Below are 21893 nucleotides of genomic sequence, written 5' to 3' on the forward strand. Positions count from 1 at the left end.
CGTCATGGGCGAATCGTTCGTCCTCACCTCCGCCGTCCTCATCCACTGCGCCGTCCTCGCCTCCGGCCTCCCCCTGTGGGCCACCGTGCGTCAGGCGCACCGCCAGCACGGCTTCGGACCGGCCCGCACCCTCGACCTCATGGAGGGCGCGTTCCTGATCGGCGGTCCCGCCCGCGCCGTGGACACCGCCCTGGTCTCCCTCCAGCAGGACGGGCGGATCAGCATCGGCGGACCCGGTGTCGTCGTGGTGCACAACAGCGCGACCAGGGACGCCGTCGAACGCGCCGTGCTCCACGAGTACGAGACGGCTCCCGACGGCTCCCTGGCCGCCCTGCGCCACGCGGCGATCCGCAACCCGGCGGTGCAGGAGATCGGCGACAGCCTGGCCGCGCGCGGGCTGCTCCTGCCGCCGGCCCAGAGCCGCCGCTGGAGCGGCTGGGGCGGTTTCCAGGCCGCCATGTGCATGCCCGCCCTCCTGTTCGCCTTGGCAGTCACGGCAATGCAGTTGGGGCGTTCGCGCAGCGGATCCCCCTTCGTCGACTACGTCCCCTTCATCCTGCTCGTGCTGCCCGCACTCGGCTTCGGCCTGGTGAGCGGCATCCTGTGGTCCCTGCGCGCCAAGCGCAGGGTCACCGACCCCGGCCAGGAGTCGCTGCGCGCCTACCGCGCCGACCCGGCGAACGCGCTGACGCTCGCCCAGCAGGTGGCCCTCGGCGGCTTCCGCGTCCTCACCGACCCCGTGCTGCGCGCCCACTTCCTCACGGCGGCCCGCCACCGCCCGTCCCACAACCCGACGATGCCGTACGTACCGGTCCCGGTGATGGTCTGGTGCGCCTCCAACGCTCCGGGCGGCGGCAACCCCGGCGCAGGATGCAGCGGGTCCTCCGGCGGGGGCGGCGGCTGCTCGGGAGGCGGAGGCGGCTGCTCGGGAGGCGGCGGAGGCGGCTGCTCGGGAGGCGGAGGCGGAAGCTCCTGCTCCGGCGGAGGCGGCGGGGGCGGCGGAGGCAGCAGTTGCGGAGGAGGTGGCGGCGGCGGAGGCAGCAGTTGCGGAGGTGGCGGCGGCGGCGGAAGCAGCTTCTGACCCCGCACAAAACCCCGCCCGGACCCGCCCCACCCCGTCCCTCCCCGCCCGGCCCCGTAGCCCCGAATCCCGTCCCCCGCCCCGTATCACCTCCCACCCCTCCCCTGCCACCCCCGGCCCAAATACCCCACCGCACCGCACATCCCCCCACGCACGGTCACGAATCCACAACAGACCGTCCGCATCATGAACACGCCATAGCGACACGGTGTTCTCCTCGCGTAGAACTCCGCCATGTTCTGGCTCCCGCTCCTCGCCCTCGCCTGGGTCGCCGCCGTCGGCTCCTGCGCCCGGCTCGTCCGTGCCGCCACCGCCGTGGCGGCCGTCGACGACCACGCGCCCGACGTCCCGCCGTACGACGCGGAGTTGACGCTGCACGAGGCGGCCTTCCTGTGCGGAGGCCCCGAACGGGTGGCCGACCTGACCCTGCTGACCATGCACGCCGACCGCCGGCTGATGCTCGCCCACACCGGCTGGACCACCGTCGTCACCCCGCACGGCCACAACGGCCTGGAGCGCGCCGCGATCGCCGCGGCGGGCCCCGACGGCCAGTCCCGTACGGCAGTCGTACGGGCGGGAGTGGCCGCCGCCGAGACCGTGCGGGCGCTCGCCGACCGGCTGATCGCCTCCGGCCTGGCCGTCCCCGCCCACCTCCAGCACGCGGTACGCCACGGGGTCCGCGCGGTGCGGAACGCGACCGCGCTGATCCTGGCGCTGGGCGCGGTCGTCGGGTTCGTCCTGCCGCAGGACCCCGCCGAGACCACCCCGGCCGTGCTCTGGTTCACGCTCCCCCTGCTGCTCACGCTCGGCTGCCTGGCCGTGGCGCGCATCGAGGTCCACCCGTACACCCAGTGGGCGTCCACGGCGGGCCGCATCCGGCTGCGCGCCATGGAGGCGGACGGGCCCGAGGACGCCCACCGCGCCCTGCTCACCGCCGTCGCCGTGTCGGGCGCCCGCGCGATACCGGACCCTGAGCTGCGCACCGCCCTGACCGGAGCCCGCTGAGCACCGCCGGTCGCCTCGAAGCCCCGTTAAGCAGCGTTGACGGGCCCGTGAAGCAACGGGGTCAATGAGCCCGACACCGGACACCGGTGCTTTACATCGTCAACTGCCCTGCCAAGTATCCCTTTTGTCCAGTACGTACGAGAGCCGCCCCGGGCACCACGCCCGCCGCCGCGGCCGGATCAAGGGATCAGGGATCGCCATGAGAGCACTAGCGCTGTACGGAGCCACCACCCTCGGCTCCCTGGTCCTGACCGCCCTCGCGACGGCCCCCACCGGCGCGGCAGCCACCCCCCGCGAGTCGCCGGAGGCACGCGGCGTCGCCCGGGCCGCCGAGCGCGCGCAGACCGCCGGCCTGTCCTTCGGCCTGTGCCCGGAGTCGGAGCAACTGCCCGACGCGGTGCGCTGCGCCGCCGTCAAGGTGCCCCTCGACTACGCCGAGCCGCAGGGCAAGCAGATCGAACTGACCGTCAGCCGCCTGACCGCTCGGGGCAAGGACCCCAAGACCGGGAAGCCGGTGCCCCGCCAGGGCGCGCTGGTCTTCAACCCGGGCGGCCCCGGCGCCTCCTCCATGTACTTCCCGATGGTCGCGGGCATGCCGGAGTGGAAGAACATCGCCGCCGCCTACGACCTGGTGGGCTACTCCCCGCGCGGCGTCGCCCGCAGCGCTCCGCTGACCTGCATGGACTCGAAGGACTTCGCCGAGGCCCCCACCCAGGCGCCGGTGAACCCCTCCGAGTCGTACAAGAAGGAGCGGATCGCCCGCGCGAAGACGTACGCGCAGGGCTGTGCCCGCAACGCCGGCGAGGCGCTGCGCCACTACCACTCGCTCAACAACGTCCGCGATCTGGAGGTCCTGCGCGCCGCCCTCGGCGAGCCGAAGCTCAACTTCATGGGCGCGTCGTACGGCACCTACTTCGGCGCGCTGTACGCGACCCTCTACCCCTCGCACGTACGCCGCATGGTCTTCGACTCGGCGGTGAACCCCGACCCTGCGCAGATCTGGTACCGCAACAACCTCGACCAGTCGGCCGCTTTCGAGGGCCGCTGGGAGGACTTCCGCACCTGGGTGGCCAAGCACGACAAGACGTACGAGCTGGGCGACACCCCCGAGGCCGTGCAGCACAGCTACGCCAAGGCCCGAGCCGAGCTGGCGCACAAGCCCGCGGGCGGCACGGTCGGCCCCGGGCAGCTCCAGGCCGCGTTCCTGAAGGCGGGCTACTACGACGACGTGTGGGCGATGCGCGCCACCGCGCTCTCCGAGTACCTCAAGGGCAACCCGAAGCCGCTGATCGCACAGGCCGCCCCGCGCCCCGAGGCGGCCTGGGACGACGAGAACGGCAACGCCGTCTACACGGCCGTGGAGTGCAACGACGCCCCCTGGCCGACCGACTGGAAGACCTGGGACCGCGACAACACCCGGCTGGCCAAGCGCGCCCCGTTCGAGACCTGGGACAACGCGTGGATGAACCTGCCGTGCGCCTACTGGACCCAGCCCCGGCAGAAGCCGGTGGACGTGCGGGTCGCGAAGGGGGCGCTGCCGCCGACCCTGATCCTGGCCGCCGAGCGTGACGCGGCCACCCCGTACAAGGGGGCCCTGGAGCTCCAGAAGCGGCTGCCGGGATCGGCGGTGGTGACGGAGAAGGACGCCGGCACGCACGGCATCGGGGGCGGCGCGAACGCCTGCGTCAACACGCACATGGAGACGTACCTGCTGACCGGAAAGACACCGGTGCGGCGCGCTGCCTGCGCGCCGCACCGGGAGCCGAACCCGGTGTCGCTGGACGAGCGCGCCCTCCCACTGCTGGGGATTCCGGCCGCCGTCTGATCTTCCGGGCTGGGGCGGTGTTCCTGGTGAATACGCACCAGGAACACCGCCAAGTCATGTGTTCCGTATGGGAGTTGACCGTACGTCAGGTGTTACGCGAGCCCCGCCACGAGGTCCGCGACGCTCTTGCGGCGCCCGGTGTAGAAGGGCACCTCCTCGCGGACATGCATCCGGGCCTCGGAGGCGCGCAGGTGGCGCATCAGGTCGACGATGCGGTACAGCTCGTCGGCCTCGAAGGCCAGCAGCCACTCGTAGTCGCCCAGCGAGAAGGAGGCGACGGTGTTGGCGCGCACGTCGGGGTAGCCGCGGGCCATCATGCCGTGGTCCTTGAGCATGCGGCGACGGTCCTCGTCGGGCAGCAGGTACCAGTCGTAGGAGCGTACGAACGGGTACACCGAGACGTAGTCGCGCGGGGTCTCGTCGGCGAGGAACGCCGGGATGTGCGACTTGTTGAACTCGGCGGGGCGGTGCAGCGCCATGTTCGACCACACCGGCTCCAGGGCGCGCCCGAGCTTCGTACGACGGAACAGGTTGTACGCGGTCTGGAGCTCGTCCGAGGTCTCGGCGTGCCACCAGATCATGACGTCGGCGTCGGCGCGCAGCCCGGAGACGTCGTAGGTGCCGCGGACGGTGACGTCCTCGGCGGCGAGCTTGTCGAAGAGCGCCTGGACCTCGTCGGCGTAACCGTCGCGGTCCTCCGGCAGCACGTCGCGCAGCTTGAAGACGGACCACAGGGTGTAGCGGATGACCTCGTTGAGGTCCTTGGCCTTCTTGCCCGCGTTCGGGGCCTTGCCGCCGTTGGCGGGGACCTCGTTCGCGGCGTTCTCCTGAGCAGTCATGTGGCTATTGTCCCGTGCCGCCTGCCGTGCCCTCCACCAGGGTGGGCATGACCAAGATCTCTTCCGCGAGCGCGTCGGCGGCCCGCTGTCCGCTGCCGACGCAGGCGGGGATGCCGACGCCGTCGTACGCGGCCCCGCAGACCCGCAGACCGGGCACCTGCGCGAGGGCCGCACGGATGCGGGCGACGCGCGAGAGGTGGCCGACGGGGTACTGCGGGAGCCCGCCGATCCAGCGGGTCACCCGGGTCTCCACCGGCCTGGCGGCGAGCCCGGTCGCGGCCCCCAGGTCCTTCAGCGAGACGTCCACGAGGTCGGCGTCGTCGCGGTGCAGGTGCTCCTCCTCGCCGTACCGGCCGACCGACGTGCGCAGCACGAAGAGATCGGGCGCGTGCTCGCTCACCCAGCCCCACTTGCGGGAGGAGAAGGTCGACGCCTTGATGGTGTGCCCGTCGACGGGCGGCACCAGGAACCCGGACCCGTCCGGGAGCACGTCCTCGACGTCCTTGCGGGCGAAGGCCATGGTCACGAGCGCCATGGACGCGTACTCGACCTGCTGGAGCTCGGCGGCGGCGACCGGCGAGACGTCGGCCAGCAGTGCGGACGCGGACCAGGCGGGGGCGGCCAGCACCACCCCGTCCGCCTGGATCGAGCCGTTGTCGGTACGTACGGTCCACTGGCCGTCCGCCCTGGTCAGGGCGAGTACGGGGGTCTCGGTACGGATCTGGCCGCCCCGCGCCCGTACGGCGTCGGCGACGGCCCCCGGCAGGGTCCCGATGCCGCCGTCGATGCCCATGAACACGGGGCCGGTCTGCTGGTTGGCGGCGGCGCGCGCCTGGATCTCCCCGACCCCCTCCAGCAGCGAGTCGTGCTTCTTCGCCGCCTCGAACAGGGCGGGCACGGCGGCCCGCAGCGAGGTCTTGTAGACGTCGCCCGCGTACACCCCGCCGAGCAGCGGCTCGACGAGCCGGTCGACGACCTCGCGCCCGAGCCGGGCGGCGATGTACGCGCCGATGGCGATGTCGTCGCCGACCTCGGTGCGCGGCAGCGTTCTGTCCTCTTCGATACGGGTCAGACCTGCGGCGGAGAGGACCTCGGTGAGGACGGCGGGGTCGCCCGGCACGCCCATGACGTGGCCCTTGGGCATGGGGGTGAGCGTGCCCCGGTTCCAGAGGGAGGCGGTGGCGGTGGACGGCGGCTGGAGGCGCTCGCCCAGCCCGACCTCGCGGGCCAGGGCGACGGCCTCGGGCCGGCGGGCCAGCACGGACTCGGCGCCGAAGTCGACGGGGGCCCCGGCGATCTCCCCGGCCTCCAGCTTGCCGCCGAGCCGGTCGGTGGCCTCCAGGAGGGTCACCCGGACCCCGGCGCCGGTCAGCCGGTGGGCGGCGGCGAGGCCGGAGATGCCGCCGCCGACGACAACGACGTGCGGGGTGGCCTGCGGGGCGGCGTGGGGGGCGCTCGTACCGTTCATGGCTCCACTGTCTCAAACGCCGCGCCGCGTCCCGACCGTGACCTTCGAGTCCCGACCGTGACCGGTTCGGGGCCGCTTCGGGACCGGGAAACGGCAACCCGCGCGACCACCCCACACGTCGAACCTGCAACATCCTTCACCACTTTTCGGGGGGACCGAGATGCGGGCAGCAACAGGATCGGCGAGCGGCCGGACACGGCGGATGTCCATGATCGGGGCGGCGGTGGTCGCGGCGACGCTGGCGGTCGGCGGCTGCGGGGCGAGCGACGGGGCGTCCTCCAGCTCCGACCGGGGCGGCGGCAAGGCGGCGGCCCCGGAGGCGGCGAAGCAGCCGGGTGCCCAGCCGGGGGCGGACGCGGCGAAGCCGGGGGCGGGGTCGGGATCGGGGGCGGACGCGGCGAAGCCGGGGGCTCCGTCGGCGCCGAAGGCCCCGCAGCAGAAGGCTCCGGCGGCCAAGGTCCACGTGATCCGCACGGCAGAGCTCCACATGGAGGTGAAGAGCACGATCCAGACCCTGACCGAGGCACGGGCGATGGCCGAGACGGCCGGGGGCTACGTCGGCAACGAGTCGACGGAACGGGACAACGGCAACCACATCTACTCCCGGATCGCGCTGCGCGTGCCCCAGGACAAGTTCTCGTCGACCCTCGCCGAACTGGAGCGGAAGCCGGGCAAGATCCTGGCGCGGAAGGCGGACGCGAAGGACGTCACCGGGCAGGTGGTGGACCTGGCCAGCCGGATCAAGTCGCAGCGGGTGAGTGTGGCGAGGGTCCAGGAATTCATGGACCGGGCGTCGAAGCTGAGTGACGTGGTCACCCTGGAGGCCGAACTCTCCAACCGCCAGGCCGAGTTGGAATCCCTCCTCGCCCAGGAGAACGCGCTCGCCGACCAGACCAGCATGAGCACTATCACCCTCGTGCTGACGGAAACACCTCCGAAGAAGAAGCCGGAGCAGCCGAAGAAGGAGGACGAGGAACCGGGCTTCCTGGACGCGCTGGGTGGGGGCTGGGACGCCTTCCTGACCACGGTGCGGTGGATCGCGGTCGTGGTGGGCGCGGTGGCCCCCTTCGCGGCGGCCCTCGCCCTCCTCTGGCTCCTCTGGCGCAAGGCCCTCGCCCCCCGCTTCCCGCGCCGGGTGCAGCGCGGCCATGCTCCCGCCTTCCCCTCCTACCCGGCGGCCCCGGTGGCCCCGGCGCCCCACCCGGCACCGGCTCCTGCGGAGGGCGAGTCCCCGGACGAGAAGTGACCCGGGAGGGGCGAGTTTCTTCCGTGCGGGTGCGCCGCGGTTGCTCGCGCAGTTCCCCGCGCCCCTTTCAGGGGCGCGGGGAACTGCGCGAAACACCGGCCACCCCAACCGGCCCACCCGCCTCGCCCCACCCCCACCCACCCCCGATGGTGGAAGCCCGACCCTCCCCGAGGGAGTCCGCCGCATGCGCCTCGCCCCCGCCCTGACCCTCAGCACCCTCCTCCTCACCACCGCCTGCGGCACCAGCACCAGCACCGCCCCGGAGGCCCGGCCGGCGGACCTGACCGCCTTCCACACCCAGAAGCCCGACTGGACCCCCTGCCCGGGCAACGGCCCCGCCACCCCACCCCCCGGCTTCCTCTGCACCACCATCAAGGTCCCCCTGGACTACTCCGCCCCCGACGGCGACACCCTCGGCCTCTTCGTCACCCGCCGCCCCGCCACCGACCGGGCACACCGCCTCGGCGCCCTCTTCGTCAACCCCGGCGGCCCGGGCAGCCCCGCCTCCCCGTACGCGTACGGGGCACCGGAGACCTTCTCCCCCGAGGTGGCCGCCCGCTACGACCTCGTCGGGGTCGACCCGCGCGGTGTCGGGGACAGCAAGCCCCTGCCCCCGTGCCTCGACGCGAAGGCCATGAACGCGTACACGGCCATCGACACCACCCCGGACGACGCCGTCGAGGCGGACCGCCTCCGCGCCTCCGCCCGCGCCTTCGCCGAGGGGTGCGGCAAGAGCGCGGGCAAGCTCCTGCCGTACGTCGGGACCCTGGACGTCGCCCGCGACATGGACGTGGTGCGCCGCGTGCTCGGCGAGGAGAAGCTGCACTATTTCGGCCTCTCGTACGGCACGCTCATCGGGCAGGTGTACGCCGAGCGCTTCCCCGCCTCCGTCGGCCGCATGGTGCTCGACTCCAACGTCGACCCCGCCCTCCCCCTGGGCTCCCTCCTCGCCCAGCAGTCGGCCAGCATCGAGCAGACCTTCACCGCCTACCTCAACTCCTGCTCCACCAGGCCCACTTGCCACCTCCCCAAGAAGTCCGCCGACGCCTGGAAGAAGATCGACGGCCTTCTCGCGGACCTGGACGCCACCCCGATCCGCTCCCTCCCCGGCCGGACCCTCACCGACTCCGACGCCCGTCTGGCCGCCATGGCGGTGACGTACGCACCGTCCGTCTGGCCCATGTTCGACGGCGCACTGGAGCGGGCCTTCCAGGGCGACGGCTCGCAGCTCCAGATACTGGCCGACGCCGCCAACGGCCGCACCGCGGACGGCAAGGATCCGGAGGCGGGTTCCGCCCACCTCGCCGTCAACTGCGCCGACCACGGGGAGTTCCGCACCCCCGAGCAGTTCGCCGCCGCCGCACAGGAAGCCCGTACGACAGCACCACACTTCGGCCCGGCGAACGTCAACTCCTCACTCCCGTGCGCCTATTGGCCCGCCGAGTCCTCCGCCAAGGCCCATCCGGTCACCGCTCCCGGCACCCCACCCCTCCTCGTGATCGGCAACACGGACGACCAGGCCACCCCGATCCGCTGGTCCCGCGACGTCGCCGCCCGCCTGGCGAACGCCCGCCTGGTCACCAACGAGGCTTCCGGCCACGGCGCTTACCACCGCAAGGCGGGCCCCTGCCTGACCGGCGCGGTCGACACCTACCTCCTCACCGGCACCGCCCCCGGGGCCCGCACCACCACCTGCCCCGCACCCTCCGTCAAGGCAAGGCCATAGCGTGTGCCCATGACCTCCACTCCACCCGAGACCCTGATCATCATCGGCGGCGACGCGGCCGGCATGTCCGCCGCCTCGCAGGCGCGCAGACTCAAGGGCCCCGCCGAACTCAAGATCATCGCGTTCGAGCGCGGCCACTTCACCTCGTACTCCGCCTGCGGCATCCCGTACTGGGTCGGCGGCGACGTGTCCTCCCGCGACGAACTCATCGCCCGTACGCCCGACGAGCACCGGGCCCGCGAGATCGACCTGCGCATGCAGACGGAGGTCATCGAGATCGACCCCGAGGGCCGCCGGGTCAAGTCCCGCAACCTCAAGACCGGCAACGACGTCTGGACCTCGTACGACAAGCTCGTCATCGCCACCGGCGCCCGCCCGGTCCGCCCGCCGATCCCGGGCATCGACGCCCCGGGCGTGCACGGCGTGCAGAACCTGGACGACGGCCAGGCCCTCATCGACACCCTCGCCGCGACCGAGGGCCGCCGCGCGGTCGTCGTCGGCGCGGGCTACATCGGCGTGGAGATGGCCGAGGCCATGATCAACCGCGGTTACGAGGTCACCCTCATCAACCGCGGCGAGCAGCCGATGGCCACCCTCGACCCCGACATGGGCGCCCTGGTCCACGAGGCGATGACCGGCATGGGCATCACGGTGGTCTCCGACGCCGAGGTCACCAAGATCCTCACCGACGCGGACGGCCGCGCCAACGGCGTGGCGACCGACAACGCCACCTACCCCGCCGACGTCGTCGTCCTGGGCATCGGCGTCACCCCCGAGACCACCCTCGCTAAGGCCGCGGGCCTCCCCCTCGGCCCGTCCGGCGGCCTGGTCACCGACCAGTCGATGCGGGTGCGCGGCCACGACGACATCTGGGCGGGCGGCGACTGCGTCGAGGTCCTCGACCTCGTCTCCGGCCGCCTGCGCCACATCCCGCTCGGTACGCACGCCAACAAGCACGGCCAGGTCATCGGCTCCAACGTGGGCGGCGACTACGCCACCTTCCCGGGCGTCGTCGGCACCGCCGTCAGCAAGGTCTGCGACCTGGAGATCGCCCGCACGGGCCTGCGCGAGAAGGACGCGAAGGCCGAGGGCCTCCAGTTCGTGACCGTACGCATCGAGTCGACGAGCCGCGCCGGCTACTACCCGGGCGCGTCCCTGATGACGGTGAAGATGACCGCAGAACGCCGCACCGGCCGCCTGCTCGGCGTGCAGATCGTCGGCCGGGAGGGCGCGGGCAAGCGCGTGGACATCGCGGCGGTCGCCCTGACCGCCCGCATGACCGTCGAGCAGATGACCGCCCTCGACCTGGGCTACGCCCCGCCCTTCTCCCCGGTCTGGGACCCGGTCCTGGTCGCGGCCCGCAAGGCGGTGGCGGCGGTGCGCAAGGCGGGCGCGTAAGCGGAAGGGGGCGGGTCGTGCACGACCGGCCCGCCCCCGGCGCCTACTGGCCCGTCACCGCGAACCCCTCGAAGAGCGCACTCCCCCGCGCCTCGCCCCCGCCGTTCGCCGCGCTCATTCCGATGCCCACGTCCTGGGGCCCCTGCGCCGAAGGGACCGTCGCCGTGGCGACCTCCGTCCAGGTCGTGCCGTCGGTGCTGAAGGCGCCGGTGAAGGCGGTCCCCCGGCGGGTCAGGCGCAGGTGGACGGGGGCGGCGGTGCCGAGTGTCTGCCGGAAGGTGTCGATGGTGCCGTTGCCGTCGGCGTCCCAGGAGAGCACCACCCCGTTGTCCGGGGTCACGGCCAGCCCCACGAAGCCGGGCGCGACGCGTGCCGCCAGGTCGTTCCGTACGAAGAGGCCGGCCCTGGCCCAGGGGTCGGTACGGTCCTGGGCGGTCACCCGGGTCGTGACGACCGCGTTCTCCGGCAGCCCGCCCTCGCGGGTGATCGCGCCGAAGTCCGAGATGCCGCCCCACATGTCCGCTCCCCCGCCCGTCACCGCGAAGCGGTTACCGCGCTGGGCGAAGCGCGCCTCGTTGCGGTCGACCGTGCCGAACTCCGCACCGAGCCCGCCCTCGACGAGCACCTTCGCCGTCTCGGCCGCGCTGCCCGGCGTGCCCCCGACGCGGTAGGAGGCCAACGCCCGCATGTGCAGAAGGAGTTCGGACGGGTCGCCGTCCACGGTGACCTGCCAGCGGGCGGTGAAGGTCTCCCCCGGTGCGAGCGCGGGCAGGGTCGTCGGGGTGAGCGGCTGCGTGGCGACCCCGGCAGGTGCGGTGAGTGTGCAGCGCACGTCGGTCGCCGGGGCGAGGCCGTTGCGGTTGGCGACGGTCAGCGTGAGGGTCAGCGGGGTCGTCCCGCCGAGGGGGCCGCCGCTCGTGGTGAGGGCGGGTACGACGTGGTGCGGGTCGGCGGCGAGGACGTCCCGCACTCTGCGCGCCAGACGGTACGTGTCCCCCTGCGGCCGGGTGGCGAGGCGGCCCGGTGCCCGGGTCCAGGCGTCCTCCAGCGTGTACCAGTCGATCGGTTTCGGTGCCCGCTTCTCGGTGAGGGAGGCGGTCAGCTCGTCGAAGTACGCGGCCCAGCGGCGCCGGTAGAGGCCTCCGGCCAGGCCGCCCCATTCGCGGTTGGCGTAGTCGCGCAGCCCGCCCTGGTCCGCGCCGGAGCGGTGGCCCCACACGGTGAGCAGCGACAGCGCGTCGTAGGCGAGCCGGTCCGCCTCCGCCCGGTCGGCGCCCCAGCTGCGGGCGTCGGCCTCCCAGCGGCCGAGCAGGTGCGTGGGCCGGGTGGAGACGAGGGCGTCGAGCAGGTCGATCCGCTCCAGCCAGACCCGGGCGAGCGTACGCAGCCGGGGCAAGTCCCCTTGCTCGTATGCGGACTTGATGCGGGGCAGCAGCACCCGGCTCTGGTTGGCGAGGACCTGGCGGGCGACGTCCGCGAGGTCGTCGGCGTACGCGGAGGAGCGGCGCAGGGCGGGCGGCACGGCCAGCAGGGCGGGCAGTGCTCCGGCGAACTCCACATCGTCGTAACGGAGATGATCGGGCGACCAGCTCGCGGCCGTCTTCGCCGTCAGGGCGGGCCGGGCGGCGAACAGGGAGTCGGCGGGTTCGCTCCAGCTGTCGCGGCGGGTGGTGCCGTAGGCGGTGCGGCGCAGTACGTCCCAGGCGCGGACGGCGTTGCGGTCCCGGCCGCCGTACCGGGAGACGGCGTACCCGGCGAACCACTTCTCCAGGTCCAACGGAGCGGCGGACCAGGCCAGTTCGGAGAACAGCTCCAGCGCCGCGGGGTTGTTGTCGGCGCCCTCGGGCATGAGGGCGATGCCCCGCAGGGCGCTGCCGGGGCGGGTCAGCCAGGAGTGGTAGAGGGCGGCCCAGTCGGGGGTGTTGGCGCCGAGCGCGGTGTGCCCGCCGAAGTTCCAGATCGAGCCGAAGGCGTACGGGGCGCCGAGCCAGTCCTCCTCACGGTGGTTGATGCTCGCGTACCGGTCGGAGAGCCCGTCCAGGACGAGCACCCTGGTGCGGTCGGCGGCGGCCATGAACGCCTTGGACGGGTTGTCCTGCCAGCCGAGGATGGCCCAGACCGCCTGCGGACGGGCGGTGAGCAGGGCCTGCTGCACGGCCTTGACCGCGTCCGGCACGGGCACGTCGCCGGGCCTGCCGCCCTCGTGCAGGAGGTCCATCTTGTACATGCCGGAGACCCCGAACAGCTCACCGTGCACCCGGTAGTACGCGGCGGCCACTCGCCGGAAGTGCTCGCCCCGGGGGTCGAGCCAGTCGGGCCGCCGGAACCCGACCCAGTCGCCCTGCGGGACGGTGTGCGCACCGGGGTTGCGGTCGGCGAAGCCGGGTGGGACGGTCCCGAAGTAGCCGGGGAAGACCGGCGTCATGCCCAGCTCGCGCAGCCGCCCGGTAATCCTCTTCGCCAAGTCAACACGCCTGTCGAGGAGTTGCCGGGACACGGGGCCGCCGAACGCGGACATGTTCTGGAGCAGCCACCAGGGCTGGTGCGCGGGCCCGGGTATCCACTCCCGCAACTCCGTGTCGCTGTAGCCGAATTCCTGGAAGACGCGGTGGTACACGGCGTCGGCCCCGAGACAGACGAGCACCTCGTTGTACCCGTGCAGGGCGAGCACGTCGATCTCGCGCTCCCAGTACGCCCAGTCGCGGTAGGCCCCGGTGTACCCGTCGTTGGTGTCGTTGAGGGCGAACCGGTGCGGCACATTGGCGGCGACGGTCACCGGTTCCGGGACTGCGGGCAGGGTGGCCGGTAGGTTCAACTGCTCGCCCGCCCAGGTGATGTTGGCGCGGGCGACGTGCTTGAGGTACCAGTACAGGCCGCGCAGCCGCACCGCCGGAGTGCTGCCCTGGATCCGTATCCGCCCCCGGCCCCCGGAGACCCGGAACGCGTCCTGCCCCTCCGCCGCCAGCGGCTCGAAGCGGAACTGCCGCCAGTGGCGCGGGAGAAGCCGTCTCGCAGCCTCGGCATCGGCCCCGGGCGACCCACCGGGACCACCGGAACCACCGGGTACCGGAGCAGCCGCAACCGGCAGCGCGGTCGAAAGGGTCAGCGCGCCCACGGCGGCCGTGGTCGCGGCTGCGGCGAGGAAGGTGCGACGGTTCATGGTTCGTCCTCCGAGGCAGGGTGTGGGGTGCTCAGTCAGGACCGCTACTGCTGCGCCGCAGTGTTGCGCACGGTACGGGTGTGGCACGAGATGCCGTAACCCCTCCGCCGGCCCCACCCCGGCCGAATCCTCACGGCGAACCGCCACCGCTCTTCGCCGCTGCCGGGGCTTCGCTCCGACGAAGGTCTCCGACCCGTAGACCATCGACGGATGTCCGCAGCCGCCCGTCCGGGGCCACAGTGCGATCAAGCAGGCAGGTACGGAACCACAACCCCACGGGAGGCGCCATGCGCAACGACGGACTCAGCCGAGCGGGATTCCTGACCGGTACGGCGTCCGTCGCCCTCGCGGCGATGGCGACGGCCCCGGCCCGGGCCACCCCCGCACCACCGCTGCGACGCCCCGGCCTCACCCACCACGGCGTCGGCTACGAACTCCACGACGGTGAGCATCCCGAGACCGGCTGGCACGCCGGCCGTATGCGCCGTGACCTGCGGGCCATCGCCGACGAGCTGCACGCGAGCTGCGTCTCCGTGTTCGGCACGGGCGTCGACCGCTTCGCCGCCACCGCGTCCGAGGCCGCCGAGCGCGGCCTGCACCTGTGGCTCCAGCCCCGTCTGGCCGACGCCCCGCACACCGACATCCTCGACCATCTCGCCGAGACCGGCCGCGTCGCGGAGCGCCTGCGCCGCCAGGGCGCGCGCGTGGAACTCAGCGTGGGCTGCGAGTTCGTCCTCTTCGTCCCCGGCATCGTGCCGGGGACGAACGCCGTCGAGCGGATCGAGAACCTCACCAAGGGCACCTACGACCCGGCCCACCTGGTGCGCGCGCTGCGGGAGTTCATCGCCCGCGCCGCGAAGACCGGACGGTCCGTCTTCCGGGGCCCGCTGACGTACGGAGCGGCCCACGGCGACGACGTCGACTGGCGGCTCTTCGACGTGATCAGCGTCAACTACTACGGCTACCACCGCCGACGCAGCGGATACGCAAGTGACTTGACGCCGTATCAGAAGTGGGGGAAGCCCGTCGCGATCACGGAGTTCGGCTGCTGCACCTTCAAGGGCGCCCCCGAGAAGGGCGGGATGGGCTGGGCCTCCGTCGACTACACCAAGGACCCGCCGGAGATCGTCGGCGGCCTGGTCCGCAGCGAGCGCACGCAGGCCGCGTACCTCACCGACGTCCTCGACGTCTTCGAGTCACTGAACCTGTACGCCGCGCAGGCCTACCAGTTCGTCGTCCCCGACGCCCCGCACCGCCCGTACGACCCGAAGCACGACCTGGACCTGGCGTCGTACGGTCTCGTCAAACCGCTCTGGAAGGAGCTGGACCGGCCGACGGCGTCCTGGCACTGGGAGCGGAAGGAGTCCTTCCACGCTTTGGCCCGGCACTACGGCCGGGCCAAGGAGCGCAAGGTCTAGCGCGCGGTCCGCGTGTGGACGTACTCGACGAGCCGGGACAGCGCGTCCGGGTCCATCGACGGCAGGACGCCGTGTCCGAGGTTGAAGACGTGGCCCTCCAGGCCCTTCGCGGCCTCCAGGACCTCGTCGGTCTTCGCCATCACGGCCTCGGGGCCCGCGAAGAGGACGGCCGGGTCCAGGTTGCCCTGGAGCGCCTTGCCAGGGCCGACCCGGCGGGCGGCCTCGTCCAGCGGGACCCGCCAGTCGACGCCGACGACGTCCGCACCGGCCTGGCCCATGAGGCCGAGCAGCTCGCCCGTGCCCACACCGAAGTGGATGCGCGGGACCTCGTACGAGGCGACCGCGTCGAAGACCTTGGCCGAGGCCGGCATCACGGACTTCACGTAGTCGGCCGGGGAGAGCGCGCCCACCCACGAGTCGAAGAGCTGGACGGCGGAGGCGCCGGCCTCGATCTGGACCTTGAGGAAGTCGCCGGTGATGTGCGCGAGGCGGTCCACGAGGTCGGCCCAGAGCTGAGGGTCGCCGTACATCATGGCCTTGGTGTTCTCGTGGTTGCGGGACGGGCCGCCCTCCACGAGGTAGCTGGCGAGCGTGAAGGGCGCGCCCGCGAAGCCGATGAGCGGGGTCTCGCCCAGCTCCTCCACCAGCATGCCGACGGCCTCGGTGACGTACCAGACGTCCTCGGGGGTCAGGTCGCGCAGGCGGTCCAGGTCGGCGCGGGTGCGGATCGGGTCGGCGACGACGGGGCCGACGCCGGGCTTGATGTCGAGGTCGATGCCGATGGCCTTCAGCGGGACGACGATGTCGCTGAAGTAGATCGCCGCGTCGACCTTGTGGCGGCGCACGGGCTGGAGGGTGATCTCCTTGACCAGCTCCGGCATCATGCACGAGTCGAGCATCGGGATGCCCTCGCGCACCTTGAGGTACTCGGGCAGCGAGCGCCCCGCCTGCCGCATGAACCACACCGGGGTGTGCGGCACCTCTTCGCGCCTGCACGCCTTCAGGAAGGCCGAGTCGTACGTCTTGCTCTGCGGGCGGCCCGTGGGGGCTTCGTTGGCACTCACGTACCAAATCTTCGCACGCGCGCGGAAGCACTCGCCCCGGGCCGGGTGTCTCTCCCGCCGTAGGGGCCCCCTTCCGCCTACCCTTCCCCGCATGGCTCCGGCTCAGGGACGATTTTCAGATGACGCGCACGGTCACTCGCATGGCAGCAGCAACAGGGACGGCATGGAGGAGAACGCCGCCCCGCTCCCCTTTCGCCAGGCGGTAGACGCGCTGCGTGCCGCCCGGCTGCGCCCCGAGGTGGAGATCGACCCGACGAAGCCCCCCAAGCGGCTCGCTCCTTATGCGTACGCGCTGGAGGCGGCGGTCGTGGAGGAGGACGAGGACCTGGCCGACGGCCGCCTCGTCCTCCTGCACGACCCGGCCGGACACGACGCCTGGCAGGGCACCTTCCGCCTGGTGACGCTCCTGCGGGCCGAGCTGGAGCCGGAGATGGCCGCCGACCCGCTCCTCCCGGAGGTCTGCTGGTCCTGGCTGACGGGCGCGATGGACGCGCGCGGTCTGTCGTACGGGGAGGCCAGCGGGACGGTGACCCGGGCCGGCTCTCACTACTTCGGGGGCCTCGCGGACCGCAGGCCCGCCACCCAGATCGAGATCCGGGCCTCCTGGACCCCGCGCGAGGGCCTGGGCGGAGTGCCGGACACGGCGTCCTATCTGGCGGCCTGGTGCGACCTGCTGTGCCAGGTCGCGGGCCTGCCGCCCGCACCGGTGCACGGCCCCGAGACCGGCGTCCAGAGCCTGCCGGGCGTGGTGTCACTCCCCCAACGACGCGGCCCGCAACACCCCTGACCTGCGGTGATGAAGCGTCAGCGGGCCCACGGAGTCCTCCACGGGGGCCCGCTGACGGGGTGTCGGGAGGTCGCCCCCACCGGGGACCTTCTCGATCGTCCATCCGAATTGCCCGAAATGTTACTCATCAATTCGTGATCTTTCTCTAAAGCCGGGCGGGGTTGCTGCCGAAGGAGTCATTGACCCTTCCAGCACGGTTCGCCCCGGCTTGACCCCCATCAGCCGGTGCCATCCGCCACTCCCCCGGAGGCCTGGTGTCCGTTCTCCTTGAGCAGCCCGCAAGCATTGGCGCCTACCGGCCGAACAAGCCGACCGCCATGGTCGTCGTGGCCGATCCGCGCGTACGCTCCACCGTCACCCGCCACCTGTGGGCCCTCGGAGTACGTGACGTCATCGAGGCGTCCTCCATCGCCGAGGCCCGGCCCCGCGTCGGTCACCCCCGCGACATCTGCGTCGCCGACGTCCACCTGCCCGACGGCTCGGGACTCACCCTGCTGTCCGAGACCCGCGCCGCGGGCTGGCCCAACGGGCTCGCCCTGTCCGCCGCCGACGACATCGGCGCCGTTCGCAACGCCCTCGCGGGCGGTGTGAAGGGCTACGTCGTCACCGGCACCCGCAACAACATCGGCCAGCACCCCGGCCGCCCCGGCGCCGCCCCCATCGGTGCCGCCGCCGCCCGGATGCACCGCCGTCCCCCGGGCACCCCGAGCCACCCGGGCGGCTACCGGGAACTCTCCGGCCGTGAGGTCGAAGTACTGAGACTCGTCGCGGAGGGCCAGTCCAACAAGGCCATCGGCGTCTCGATGGGCCTGTCCGCCCTCACCGTCAAGAGCCACCTGGCGCGCATCGCCCGCAAGCTGGGCACGGGCGACCGGGCGGGCATGGTGGCGGTGGCCCTCCGCACCGGCATCATCCACTAGTCCCTTTCGCGGTACGGCTTCTCTCGCCGGGTGAACCTCCAGGCACCCGGCGGGCCCGGGCCCTGTGTCCTCCAGGCACGAGAACCCGGCGGCGGAACGTTCCGCCGCCGGGTTCTCGCCCGTCCCCGGGCTCCCTCCGCGCACTCCCGTACGCTCCGGCGTCGTGCCGCTGTCATACCCCTATACCCTTGACAGGTGACCGACGCCCAAGAGACCGCAGCAGAAGCAGACCTGCGAACCACCGGGGGCGGCCCCCCGGACGACGTCGAACCGGCGCCGATCCCGCTGCTGGAGCCACGCGAGGGCATTCCGCCCGTCGTGGCGACGCAGGAGGCCCTCGACGAAGTGATCGCGGCATTCGCCGCCGGAACCGGCCCCGTGGCCGTCGACGCCGAGCGCGCGTCCGGCTACCGGTACGGACAGAAGGCCTACCTCGTGCAGCTGCGCCGCGAGGGCGCGGGCAGTGCGCTGATCGACCCGGTCGGCTGCCCCGACCTCTCGGGCCTCGGCGAGGTCATCGCCGACGCCGAGTGGGTGCTGCACGCGGCCACCCAGGACCTCCCCTGCCTGCGCGAAATAGGCATGATCCCCACCCGGATCTTCGACACGGAGCTGGCCGGCCGCCTCGCGGGCATCCCGCGCGTGGGCCTCGGCGCGATCGTCGAGAACCTCCTGGGCTACGCCCTGGAGAAGGGCCACTCCGCCGTGGACTGGTCCACCCGCCCGCTCCCCGAACCGTGGCTGCGCTACGCCGCACTCGACGTGGAACTCCTCGTCGACCTGCGCGACGCCCTGGAGAAGGAGCTGGACCGCCAAGGCAAGCTGGACTGGGCGCTCCAGGAGTTCCGCGCCATCGCCGAGGCCCCGCCCGCGCCGCCGCGCAAGGACCCGTGGCGGCGTACGTCCGGGATGCACAAGGTGCGCGGCCGTCGCCGTCTCGCGGTCGTACGGGAACTCTGGAACACCCGCGACAAGATCGCGCAGCGCCGTGACGTCTCCCCGGGCAAGGTCCTGAGCGACGCCGCGATCGTCGAGGCCTCCCTCGCGGTCCCGCTGAACGCGAACGCGCTCGCGGCCCTCCCCGGCTTCGGCCACCGCATGGGCCGCCGCCAGCTCGAACAGTGGCAGGCGGCGATCGACCGGGCCAAGGCCCTTCCCGACATCGAGCTCCCCCAGCCCGGCCAGGCGGTCGCGGGCCCTCCTCCGCCGCGCTCCTGGGCCGACAAGGACCCGGTCGCGGCGGCCCGCCTGTCCGCCGCGCGGGCGGCGGTCTCGGCGCAGGCCGAGGAGATCAACATGCCGCAGGAGAACCTGATCACGCCGGACACGGTGCGCCGGGTGTGCTGGGAGCCGCCGAAGCCGGCGACACCGGAGAAGGTGGCGGAAGCCCTGGCCTCCCACGGCGCCCGCCAGTGGCAGATCGAGCTGGTCACCCCGCTGCTGGTGGAGGCGCTGGCGGCCAGGCCCGCCCCGGCGGCGGAGTGAGCCCGCGCCGCTCCCGGCGGCGCTACGCGTGAGTGAGGCCCCCGGTCACTGCGACCGGGGGCCTCACGCGTACCCCAGGAATCAGGAGTACCGGGTCACCAGGCCCTTGCGGCGGAAGGTGCGCAGCATCCGGCGCAGGGCCAGCAGGCTCAGCAGCGTCAGTACGGCCGTGCCCCCGGCCGCGAGGGCGAACTCGCCCCACGGCATCGGCTTCCCCGAGGCCAGGGTGCGGCCGACGGCGAAGACGTGGGTGGTGGGCAGGACCTGCGCGACGGGCTGGAGGACGGTCGGCAGCGTGGTGATCGGGTAGAAGACGCCGGACAGCGGCATGACCACCGAAAGCGCGCCCCACACCAAGGCCTCGGCCCCGCTGCCGTACCGCAGGACGAGTCCGACGACCAGCAGCGCCACCGCCCAGCCGGAGGCCAGCAGCAGGGCGGCGACCGGGATCAGGCCGAGGCCCAGCCGCGTGACGTCGAAGGCGTACGCGGCGAAGGCGAGGGCGGCGACCGCGACGGTGCTGGCGGCCGTGCGCACCAGGGCGAACAGACCGACGCCCGCGAGGTACTCCCAGTCCCGCATCGGGGTGGCGAGCAGGCCCAGCACGTTGCGCGACCAGGTCTCCTCCAGGAAGCCGGTGGCCAGCGAGATCTGGGTCTGGTGGACGAGATGCCACAGGACGGTGCCGCTGAGCAGATAGACGGCGACGGCGGTGGTGGCGCTCGGCGAATCCCCGGCGGCCTGGGCCGCGAACAGCCCGATCGACCCGTACAGCAGGGTGTCGACGAGCGGCCAGACCAGGACGTCGAAGAAACGGTGCGGGCTGCGCTTGAGCACCAGCCAGTGCCGCCGGGCCACGGCCCGCACCCGGTGGGCGGAGGCGGCGGCCGGGGAGCGGAGGGCGGGGCCCTCGGTGTCCGGGGGCACGGTGGTGATGGAGCTGCCCGTGGGATCGCTCATGCTCATGCGGTGGCCGCCCTTTCTCGTTCGCGGTCCTTGTCGCGCTCGGCGGCGAGGTGGAGGAAGACGCCTTCGAGGTCGTCGCGGCCGAAGGTGCGGGCGACGTCCTCGGGGGTGCCGTCGGCGGCGATCCGCCCCCCGTGCAGGAAGACGACGCGCCCGCACAGGCGCTCGACCTCGGTCATGTCGTGGCTGGTGACCAGGAGGGCGGTGCCGCGCTCGGCGGAGAGCGCGAGCAGTGCGGTACGGACGCGGAGCGCGATGTCCGGGTCCAGCGACGCGGTGGGCTCGTCGAGGATCATCAGGCGCGGCCGGTGCAGGGCCGCCTTGGCGATGCCGACCAGGGTGCGCTGGCCGCTGGAGAGCTGGGTGCCGATGGCGGCGGCGAGGTGGCCGATGCCGAAGCGTTCCAGGGCTTCGGAGACCGCCGCGTGCGGGTCGCGCAGCCCGTACAGATCGGCGTACAGACGCAGGTACTCCGAGACCCTGACCCGGTCCGGCAGCGGGAGATAGCCCGCGACGAAGCCGACGCCCTGCATGGCACGGGCCCGGTCGCCGGGCAGCCGGTGGCCGAGTATCTCCACACTCCCGGCATCGGGCTCCACCGCGCCGAGGCTCATCAGGAGGGTGGTGGTCTTGCCCGCGCCGTTGGGACCGAGGAGCCCGAGGCGCTCCCCGGCGCGCACGGTCAGGGAGACCCCGTCGACGGCACGCCCGCGTGCGTACTCCTTGACGAGGTCGCGGGCGACGAGCACGGGCGGGCGCTCGTCCGGGGGCGTCAGCATGCGGGCTCCAGGGACCAGACGAGTTCGGCGCGCAGCGGGCCGGTGCGGGAGAGGAAGGTGCCGTGGTCGCCGGCGACGGGGGCGAGCTGGGAGCCGTAGCACTGGGCGGCGGCACGCTTGGCGGCCCACTGGGCGTCGTCGGGCACGAGGTGGTGGTGGACGGTGGTGCGGTGGGTGCGCAGCAGCTCCTGGTACGCCAGACCGCACATGGAGCTCTTCGCGAGAGCCTCGCTCGCCTGGTCCGTTCCCCACTCCGGGAGGTGGCCGGTGTAGGGGAGGTCGGCGTAGACGCGGGGCAGGGGGGCGCCGAGGCGGGTGAGGGTGCGGGTGGCGCGCAGCCGGACGTTCTCGTGGTCGGGCTGGTTGCTGCCGAGGGGCGCCCAGACGTCGGTGCCGGCGGGGAGCCCGGCCAGGAAGGTGTCCAGGCCGGGGAGTTCGGGGCCGTTCGCGTACGGGCCGTCGGGGTGGTCGAGGACGACCTGCTCGACGCCGATCGCGGCGCAGGCGGCCGCGTCCTCGGCGACGCGGGCGCGGTGCGCCTCGTGTGCGGAGGAGAAGCCGCAGGTGGCGTCCCACCAGGAGACCGGGGCCTCGGGGGCCGGGGCGCCGCCGTACACGGTGACGACGGCGGTCGGCCCCGGCAGTGCGGCCAGGGTGGCGGCGAGGGAGAAGACGGCGTCGTCGAAGTGCGGGGAGAGGACGACGGTGCGCCAGGGGCGGGGCAAG

At 72.9% G+C, this 21893-nt stretch carries 17 protein-coding genes; 10 read left to right on the plus strand and 7 right to left on the minus strand.

Annotation, left to right across the window (positions count from 1 at the left end; translation table 11 throughout):
* Positions 1 to 4: 4 nt before the first annotated feature.
* From IE269_RS13035 to IE269_RS13045, 3 genes are all read left to right on the plus strand, one after another.
* Positions 5 to 1081 carry a TIGR04222 domain-containing membrane protein gene (locus IE269_RS13035; protein WP_189823037.1) on the plus strand — a complete coding sequence of 359 codons (1077 nt, stop codon included), beginning with the start codon at positions 5 to 7 and terminating at the stop codon, positions 1079 to 1081.
* Positions 1082 to 1315: 234 nt separating this feature from the next.
* Positions 1316 to 2086, plus strand: coding sequence for a TIGR04222 domain-containing membrane protein (locus IE269_RS13040; RefSeq protein ID WP_189823038.1), 771 nt, complete (start codon positions 1316 to 1318; stop codon positions 2084 to 2086).
* A gap of 199 nt (positions 2087 to 2285) precedes the next feature.
* On the plus strand, positions 2286 to 3911 hold the full coding sequence (locus tag IE269_RS13045; RefSeq protein WP_189823039.1) for an alpha/beta hydrolase: 1626 nt from the start codon (positions 2286 to 2288) through the stop codon (positions 3909 to 3911).
* A gap of 92 nt (positions 3912 to 4003) precedes the next feature.
* Here IE269_RS13045 and hemQ read toward each other — a convergent pair whose 3' ends face one another.
* On the minus strand, positions 4004 to 4750 hold the full coding sequence (gene hemQ / locus IE269_RS13050) for a hydrogen peroxide-dependent heme synthase (RefSeq protein WP_189823040.1): 747 nt from the start codon (positions 4748 to 4750) through the stop codon (positions 4004 to 4006).
* 4 nt (positions 4751 to 4754) lie between these two features.
* Positions 4755 to 6218, minus strand: a complete 1464-nt coding sequence (gene hemG / locus IE269_RS13055; RefSeq protein WP_189823041.1) for a protoporphyrinogen oxidase — start codon at positions 6216 to 6218, stop codon at positions 4755 to 4757.
* Between the two features lie 202 nt (positions 6219 to 6420).
* Here hemG and IE269_RS13060 point away from each other — a divergent pair, with 202 nt between their 5' ends.
* The 3 genes from IE269_RS13060 (at position 6421) to IE269_RS13070 (ending at position 10588) form a co-directional block, all read left to right on the plus strand.
* Positions 6421 to 7464 carry a DUF4349 domain-containing protein gene (locus IE269_RS13060; protein ID WP_268253595.1) on the plus strand — a complete coding sequence of 348 codons (1044 nt, stop codon included), beginning with the start codon at positions 6421 to 6423 and terminating at the stop codon, positions 7462 to 7464.
* 184 nt (positions 7465 to 7648) lie between these two features.
* Positions 7649 to 9190 (plus strand): alpha/beta hydrolase, encoded by a 1542-nt coding sequence (locus IE269_RS13065; RefSeq protein WP_189823043.1) that lies wholly within the window; start codon positions 7649 to 7651, stop codon positions 9188 to 9190.
* A 9-nt stretch (positions 9191 to 9199) separates the two neighbouring features.
* Positions 9200 to 10588, plus strand: coding sequence for an FAD-dependent oxidoreductase (locus tag IE269_RS13070; RefSeq protein ID WP_189823044.1), 1389 nt, complete (start codon positions 9200 to 9202; stop codon positions 10586 to 10588).
* Between the two features lie 43 nt (positions 10589 to 10631).
* Here IE269_RS13070 and IE269_RS13075 read toward each other — a convergent pair whose 3' ends face one another.
* Positions 10632 to 13748 carry an alpha-N-acetylglucosaminidase gene (locus tag IE269_RS13075; protein WP_189823045.1) on the minus strand — a complete coding sequence of 1039 codons (3117 nt, stop codon included), beginning with the start codon at positions 13746 to 13748 and terminating at the stop codon, positions 10632 to 10634.
* A 287-nt stretch (positions 13749 to 14035) separates the two neighbouring features.
* Between IE269_RS13075 and IE269_RS13080 the strand changes: the two genes are divergently transcribed.
* Positions 14036 to 15166, plus strand: a complete 1131-nt coding sequence (locus IE269_RS13080) for an abortive phage infection protein (RefSeq protein ID WP_189823046.1) — start codon at positions 14036 to 14038, stop codon at positions 15164 to 15166.
* Here IE269_RS13080 and hemE read toward each other — a convergent pair.
* A complete protein-coding gene (gene hemE, locus IE269_RS13085) occupies positions 15163 to 16230 on the minus strand; it encodes a uroporphyrinogen decarboxylase (RefSeq protein ID WP_189823047.1) in 1068 nt (355 codons plus the stop codon). The genes IE269_RS13080 and hemE overlap by 4 nt on opposite strands.
* 91 nt (positions 16231 to 16321) lie before the next feature.
* Between hemE and IE269_RS13090 the strand changes: the two genes are divergently transcribed.
* The 3 genes from IE269_RS13090 to IE269_RS13100 all read left to right on the plus strand — a co-directional run bounded on the left by IE269_RS13090 (position 16322) and on the right by IE269_RS13100 (position 19422).
* Positions 16322 to 17017, plus strand: a complete 696-nt coding sequence (locus IE269_RS13090; protein ID WP_189823048.1) for a DUF3000 domain-containing protein — start codon at positions 16322 to 16324, stop codon at positions 17015 to 17017.
* A 254-nt stretch (positions 17018 to 17271) separates the two neighbouring features.
* The gene (locus IE269_RS13095) at positions 17272 to 17937 is read left to right on the plus strand and encodes a response regulator transcription factor (protein WP_189823049.1); all 666 of its coding nucleotides are present in this window, start codon (positions 17272 to 17274) and stop codon (positions 17935 to 17937) included.
* A 195-nt stretch (positions 17938 to 18132) separates the two neighbouring features.
* Positions 18133 to 19422 (plus strand): ribonuclease D, encoded by a 1290-nt coding sequence (locus tag IE269_RS13100; RefSeq protein ID WP_189823050.1) that lies wholly within the window; start codon positions 18133 to 18135, stop codon positions 19420 to 19422.
* Positions 19423 to 19503: 81 nt separating this feature from the next.
* On the opposite strand, the gene IE269_RS13105 is transcribed toward IE269_RS13100, so the two are convergent.
* From IE269_RS13105 to IE269_RS13115, 3 genes are read right to left on the minus strand one after another with little or no spacing between them, the layout of a single operon-like run.
* Complete coding sequence (locus IE269_RS13105) at positions 19504 to 20382, minus strand: ABC transporter permease (RefSeq protein ID WP_189823051.1); 879 nt, start codon at positions 20380 to 20382, stop codon at positions 19504 to 19506.
* Between the two features lie 2 nt (positions 20383 to 20384).
* On the minus strand, positions 20385 to 21167 hold the full coding sequence (locus IE269_RS13110) for an ABC transporter ATP-binding protein (RefSeq protein ID WP_189823052.1): 783 nt from the start codon (positions 21165 to 21167) through the stop codon (positions 20385 to 20387).
* Positions 21161 to 21892 (minus strand): PIG-L family deacetylase, encoded by a 732-nt coding sequence (locus IE269_RS13115; protein WP_189823053.1) that lies wholly within the window; start codon positions 21890 to 21892, stop codon positions 21161 to 21163. Before IE269_RS13115 ends, IE269_RS13110 begins: the two co-directional genes overlap by 7 nt.
* Between the last annotated feature and the right edge of the window lies 1 nt (position 21893).

The sequence above is a fragment of the Streptomyces spiroverticillatus genome (assembly GCA_014650415.1).
GTDB lineage: Bacteria > Actinomycetota > Actinomycetes > Streptomycetales > Streptomycetaceae > Streptomyces > Streptomyces spiroverticillatus.